Here is a 5,492-nt window from a genome sequence, read left to right as displayed (position 1 = left end):
ACTAGGCTGGCCGGCATGGGAGCAGCGCTTTCGGATACCCGTACCGACCGCGCCGATGATGTGCTGACGCTGGCCCGACTGGCCACCCGGCGGCGGTCGGTGGGCGCCATCATGGACTGGCTGGCCCTGCGCACCGGCGGGCTGGTGGCGCTGGTCGGGGCCGAGGGAGAGGTGCTCGCCACCGCGCCGGAGGCCGCGCCCGGGACCCCCGGGACGGTGGCCGCCGAGGAGGGTGCGGGCCGGGCGGCGCTGGCGGTGGCCGCGCGGGCGGTGATGGGGCTGTACCGGCGGGGCACCCCCTCGGCCGTGGTGGACGGCGCGCCGGGGCCGGACGGGCGGCCGGGCGGGGCGGTGCACCTGGTGACGCTGGGCGCCGACGGGGAGGTCGTGGGCGCCCCCTACCTGGCCGTGATCGGTCCGGTGGCAACGGCCCGGCAGTTGAGCGTGCTGCTCGCGGACACGGCCCGCACCCTCTCCCTGTGCTGGCGGATCGAGCAGGCCGAACGGCGGCGGCGCCAGGTGGAGTTCGCCGAGGCGCACAGCCGGGAGGCGGTGCTGCACCTGCTGATGGTGGGCAGTGTGCCCGCGGCGCAGCGGATCGCGGGTGCGCTGGGCGGGGCGCTGCCGGACCTCAACCGGGTGTACGTGGTGGAGTGCCCGGGCAATCGGCGTCGTGAGATCGCCGGGCGCATCACGCGCACCGCTCAGGGCCGGGCGTGGATCGTGCCGTGCCCGGTGCGCCCCAACCACCTGATCGCCCTGGTGTCGGCGGAGGCCGAGACGGGGAGCGCCGGCGGGGAGCAGGACCGCGTGCCCCTGGATCGGCTGATCACCGCGCAGATCCCGGGCTGCCGGGTCGGGGTGAGCGCCGAGGTGCCGCTGCGGGACACCCCGGTCGGCTACGAGCAGGCCTTCCACGCCCTCGCGGTGGCCCGCAGCGCTCCGGAGGGCTGTGCGAGCTTCGGCCGGCAGACCGACATCACGGTGCTGTCCACGCCCGAGGGACGGGCCTGGGCGGCCGATGTGCTCGGCCCCTGCCTGCGGTACGTACCGCCGCGGCGGGCCGATCCGGGGCCGCCGGAGTTGCTGGGCACCCTGGGGTCCTGGCTGAGCTTCGGGGGCGCGGCCACCCGCCACCTGAAGATCCACCGCAACACGCTGGCCGCCCGGATGCGCCTGCTGGACGAGTTGCTGGGGCTGGACCTGGGCCATCGGCTCGGCGACCAGTCCGCGGCCTGGCTGGCACTCCAGTTGCACGCCACCGCCCAGTGGCATCCGCCGGCCGTGGTGGACGGGCCGGCCGGCCTGGACCAGGTGCTGGCCACACCGGCCGCCGGAATCTGGGCGCGAGCCCAGCTGGCCCCGCTGGAGCGGGCCAGGGTGACCGCCGGATCGGAGACCGTACGGGTCTGGCTGGCGGCCGACGCCCGGCTGCCGGCGGCGGCGGCCGAGCTGGGCATCTCGCTGCCGGGCGCGCGCAAGCGGCTGACCAAGGCCGAGGAGTCGCTGGGGCGTTCACTGCTCCGCGCGCCCAGCGCGAAGTACGAGCTGTGGTTGGCTATGCGCGCTCTCCAGCGCCTCTGAGCGCCCCCTCGCCACCGAAGCGCCCCTCTCACCACCGCGCGCCCCCGGCCCCGTACGCCTCTCCCGTCCCGGCGTTCCCGCACGTCACCCCGGGCAGCGGCGTCGCGGCGGGGCATCGCCGTACCGCGGGTCACCGGTGAGCACCCGTCACGGTTCGCAGGGCAACCGGTGCGCGGCATCACTGTGCACAGTGTTCCTGGCCGCGCCGCCGAGGTCCGCCTAGCGTCATGGCTGCGTCCCGACGGGCCGTCCGAGCAACCACCTCGCAACCTCCCCGCGGCTCGGGCGGAAGGCCCCCCTCCTGCCCGATCCCGGTCGGCCGGTCCGTCGGGCGCCCAACGCGGGTCGGCCCCGGCGCCCTCGGACGTGTCCGAACCGCCCGGGCCGGATGCCGCCGGTACACCTCGTACGCCTCGTACAGGTCGCACCCCGGCTCCCCCGTCATGGCCCGTACACCCGCACCCCGGCAGAACAGGACCGGTGATGAGTCACCACCACGACTCGCTTCTCGCCCGCCAGGACCCCCGACTCGACATCAGCGACACCTATCTGTTCCGCGGGACCAGCGGCACCGCCTTCGTGGTGAACATCAACCCGCTGTCGGGGGACGGCGGTTTCCACGACGACGAGAGCCTGTACGAGATCAAGGTGGACACCGACGGGGACGCGGTGGAGGACATCACCTTCCGCTTCACCTTCTCCGCCTACACCGCCTACGGGCCGCAGCGCTGGGAGCTGCGCCGGCTGGACGGGGCGGACGCCCGGGACCGGTTCGCCGAGGGCACGCTGCTGGCGAGCGGCATCACCGGAGAGGTCACCGAGGGGCCGCAGGGGCTGCGGATCTGGGCCGGGCGCGCCGGGGACCCGTTCTGGATCGAGGGCACGGTGGTCACCGCCGTGAAGACCGCGATCGCCCAGGGCACCGCGCCCGACCTGACCGGTTTCGACCCTGCCGGGGCGGTCAACCTGTTCGCCGACACCGATGTGCAGTCGATCGTGCTGGAGGTCCCGGACGAGCTGCTGGGCGGCGCGGGCAGCCGGATCGGCTTCTGGGCGATGTCCGTGCTGGCCACCGACGCGGGCGGCTGGCGGCCGATCAACCGCTGTGCCACCCCGCTGCTCAACACCCTCTTCGACCTGGAGGACCCCGAGCGGCACATCGACTCCAACGCCACCGAGCCCGCCGAGGACCGCGCCCGCTACGGTCCGGAACTGGTCCGCGCCACCGCCCGCGCCGCCGCCGCGAGCGAGTCCGTACCCGACCCGCAGGCCCACGCGGAACGGGTACGGGACCTGCTGCTGCCGGACCTGCTGCGCTACGAGGTGGGCAGCGAGGCCCGGTTCGCGCTCCATGAGCGCAACGGCCGCGGGCTGACCGACTGCGCGCCCGAGGTGATGTTCGAGCTGGTCCTGGGCGTGCCCGTGAAGATGGGGCTGGACGCGAGCGCGGCCACGGGGGTGCCGCGCGGCGACTTCCCCTATCTCTCACCGCCCAGGGCGGGGCGGTGAGCAGGGGCTGAGGGGATCGCCACGGGGCCGCCGCGAGGCCCCGTGGGACATCCCCCGAGCCCCGCGATCCCTGATCGCCCAGACCGTGCGTACGTGGACCGGACAGCCGCGGACGGCGGCTCGGACAGGCGATCGGGTGAGGGCCCGCCGGCGGTGATGGTGCCGCCGACGGGCCCTCCGCTGTTCCCCGGCCCCCGCCGCTGGACCGCCAGTCCTCCGCCGCCCCGGGACGGCCTGGGCCTGGACCACTTCGAGGGCCGCACCTGGCGCGGCTGGCACCACCACGTCACCCTGGTCACCGCCGCCCACGCCTTCCTCTCCGGCGCCTCGACCCAAAAGCCGAGACGCCGGCCTGACCTTCTATCAAGTCCTCGACGCGCTCCAGGACCTGATACGGGCCTGGACCGGCGGATGCCCCACCTTCCACCGCCAGTTACCCACCACACGCCGACCAGGGCACACCGGACCACTTCAGACCTAACGAAGTACTACTAGTCCTGCCGCCACCAGCGGCGCAGCACCTGCTCGGCGGGCTTGCCGTGCGGGGTGTAGGCCAACCGCGCCGGAGTCTCGCCGCTGTCCGGCCAGTCGTCCCACATCCACCAGCAGACCCCGGCCCACCAGGGCTGCTTGTCGAAGGCGGTGAGCAGCGCCTGATAGGCGGCGGACTGCTCCTCGTCCGCGGCGCGCTTGCTGACGGTCCAGGAGTAGGGGGCGGTGGTGCTGCCCCGCTGGCTGACATAGCCGGCCTCGGTGAACAGGATCCGGCGGTGCTGCCGCTGCGAGAAGGCCGCCAGTTCCCCGACCACCTTCCGCCAGCCGGCGGCCAGCCGCGCCGGATCGGTGGTGGCCGATTCGGTCAGCGGCCAGTAGGCGTCGATACCGATCAGGTCCAGTGAGGACCAGAAGCGGATCCGGGCGTACTCGTCGTAGTTGGCGGCATAGGTCAGCGGTCCGCGATAGGTCTCCCGGACCGCGCCGATCACCCGCCGCCAGCGCTCCCGGTCGCCGCTGGTGCCGGCCAGTTCGGTGCCCACCGAGAACCGCTCCACCCCCGACTCCTCGGCCAGCTCCGCGTAGTGGGTGATGAAGCGCCGGTACGCGCCGAACCAGGCCTCCCGGTCGTCGGGCCGGATCTCCGCCCGGTCGCCCCCGTCCACCAGGTCCACATGCGGCTTCAGTAACACCTTCAGCCCGGTGGTGTGCGCCAGGCCGATGACGCGGCGCAGGCTGCGGTCGCTGGCCGTCTCCTCGGTGGTGTGCATGGTGGACCGGTGGGTGCCGTCCTGGTACCAGGTGGGGGTGAAGACCACCCAGCGGGCCCCGGTGTCCGCGATCTGGCGCAGATAGCGCGGCGCTTCGGGGCGGTCGTAGTCGTCGGTGTTCCAGGCCGGCAGGGTGATGCCGCGGATCCGCTCGTGCGCCCCGTCTCCGCGGCCGGCGCCGCCGGGACGGGGCGCGGGAGATCCGTCGCCGCCGGCCGAGCAACCGGTCAGTACCGCGACCGCGGCGGCCAGTGCCGCGGTCGCCCGCCTCAGCGTCTTCATCGGGCAGTGCCTTCCTCGGGCGTGGTTCGGCCGGTGCGAACTGTGCTGTCGAGTGGTCAGCTCACAGCAGTCTCTCCGGGCTGACGAAGATGTAGCCGAGCGCCAGGATCCCCTCCACGGTCTCCTTCAGCGGCTCCACCGGGTGATAGGGGTGAGAGGGGTGATAGTAGAAGCTGGCGAAACCGTCCCGCACCGCCAGGTTGGCCTTGGCCTCGTTGACCAGGTCGGCGGCGAGCCGCGGCGGGTTGTTGTTGTGCGACTCCGGCTCGTAGCTGCCCAGGCTCTCGGGCAGCACCTTCGACCCGTACACATCGGTGACCGGGTAGGGGAAGGACTGCCCTAGGTAGCGGTGGGATCGGTCGGTGCGCCGCTGAGGGTTCCGGAGAAGTACAGCGAACGCTCCAGCCGGGCCGGGAAGTTCTGCGCGAAGACCTTGTAGTCGGTGACCGAGGCCGCGCAGTGCGGGGTGGTCCACAGCTTCGGCCTGCCCTGAAGCTCGCGTACGACATCAAGGAGGCCGCCCCCGACCAGGAGGTCATCCTCACCGTCCACGGACTAAAGCGCCTCGCCCGCAACGCCGCCGAGCTGATGACACGAAGGCCATGGGCAAGACGACCAAGAAGGCCCGGTTCACGCTCCATGAGCGCAACGGCCGCGGCCTGACCGACTGCGCGCCCGAGGTGATGTTCGAGCTGATCCTGGGCGTGCCCGTGAAGATGGGGCTGGACGCGAGCGCGGCCACGGGGGTGCCGCGCGGCGACTTCCCCTATCTCTCGCCGCCCAGGGCGGGGCGGTGAGCCGGGGCTGAGGGGGTCGCCACGGGGCCGCCGCGAAGCCCCGTGGGACACCCCC

At 73.4% G+C, this 5,492-nt stretch carries 6 protein-coding genes and 1 pseudogene; 4 read left to right on the top strand and 3 right to left on the bottom strand.

Annotated features, from left to right (window positions below; genetic code table 11):
* Positions 1–15 precede the first annotated feature (15 nt).
* The 3 genes and pseudogenes from E4099_RS28470 to E4099_RS28460 all read left to right on the top strand — a co-directional run.
* On the top strand, positions 16–1,584 hold the full coding sequence (locus E4099_RS28470) for a PucR family transcriptional regulator (protein WP_135342001.1): 1,569 nt from the start codon (positions 16–18) through the stop codon (positions 1,582–1,584).
* A 483-nt stretch (positions 1,585–2,067) separates the two neighbouring features.
* Positions 2,068–3,093 (top strand): DUF4331 family protein, encoded by a 1,026-nt coding sequence (locus E4099_RS28465; RefSeq protein ID WP_135342000.1) that lies wholly within the window; start codon positions 2,068–2,070, stop codon positions 3,091–3,093.
* Positions 3,094–3,318: 225 nt separating this feature from the next.
* A pseudogene (locus tag E4099_RS28460) lies at positions 3,319–3,471 on the top strand (IS701 family transposase); the annotation flags it as partial.
* Between the two features lie 113 nt (positions 3,472–3,584).
* Here the strand turns inward: E4099_RS28460 and E4099_RS28455 are convergent.
* From E4099_RS28455 to E4099_RS34605, 3 genes are all read right to left on the bottom strand, one after another.
* Positions 3,585–4,640 (bottom strand): glycoside hydrolase family 113, encoded by a 1,056-nt coding sequence (locus tag E4099_RS28455; protein WP_135341999.1) that lies wholly within the window; start codon positions 4,638–4,640, stop codon positions 3,585–3,587.
* Between the two features lie 61 nt (positions 4,641–4,701).
* A complete protein-coding gene (locus tag E4099_RS34610; RefSeq protein WP_245245258.1) occupies positions 4,702–4,935 on the bottom strand; it encodes a DUF2334 domain-containing protein in 234 nt (77 codons plus the stop codon).
* Positions 4,936–4,979: 44 nt separating this feature from the next.
* Positions 4,980–5,192, bottom strand: a complete 213-nt coding sequence (locus tag E4099_RS34605) for a polysaccharide deacetylase family protein (RefSeq protein WP_245245257.1) — start codon at positions 5,190–5,192, stop codon at positions 4,980–4,982.
* 50 nt (positions 5,193–5,242) lie between these two features.
* Between E4099_RS34605 and E4099_RS28445 the strand changes: the two genes are divergently transcribed.
* Positions 5,243–5,437, top strand: coding sequence for a hypothetical protein (locus tag E4099_RS28445; protein WP_135341998.1), 195 nt, complete (start codon positions 5,243–5,245; stop codon positions 5,435–5,437).
* Positions 5,438–5,492: the final 55 nt, after the last annotated feature.

The organism is Streptomyces palmae (genome assembly GCF_004684805.1).
GTDB lineage: Bacteria > Actinomycetota > Actinomycetes > Streptomycetales > Streptomycetaceae > Streptomyces > Streptomyces palmae.
The sequence above is the reverse complement of the archived record's forward strand: the minus strand, read 5'-3'. Positions and strand labels throughout refer to the sequence as shown.

What these genes read in the sequence shown, in the direction of transcription:
- E4099_RS28470 (WP_135342001.1), top strand. Translation starts at nt 16, where the DNA reads ATGGGAGCAGCGCTTTCGGATACCCGTACCGACCGCGCCGATGATGTG.
- E4099_RS28465 (WP_135342000.1), top strand. Translation starts at nt 2,068, where the DNA reads ATGAGTCACCACCACGACTCGCTTCTCGCCCGCCAGGACCCCCGACTC.
- E4099_RS28455 (WP_135341999.1), bottom strand. Translation starts at nt 4,640, where the DNA reads ATGAAGACGCTGAGGCGGGCGACCGCGGCACTGGCCGCCGCGGTCGCG.
- E4099_RS28445 (WP_135341998.1), top strand. Translation starts at nt 5,243, where the DNA reads ATGGGCAAGACGACCAAGAAGGCCCGGTTCACGCTCCATGAGCGCAAC.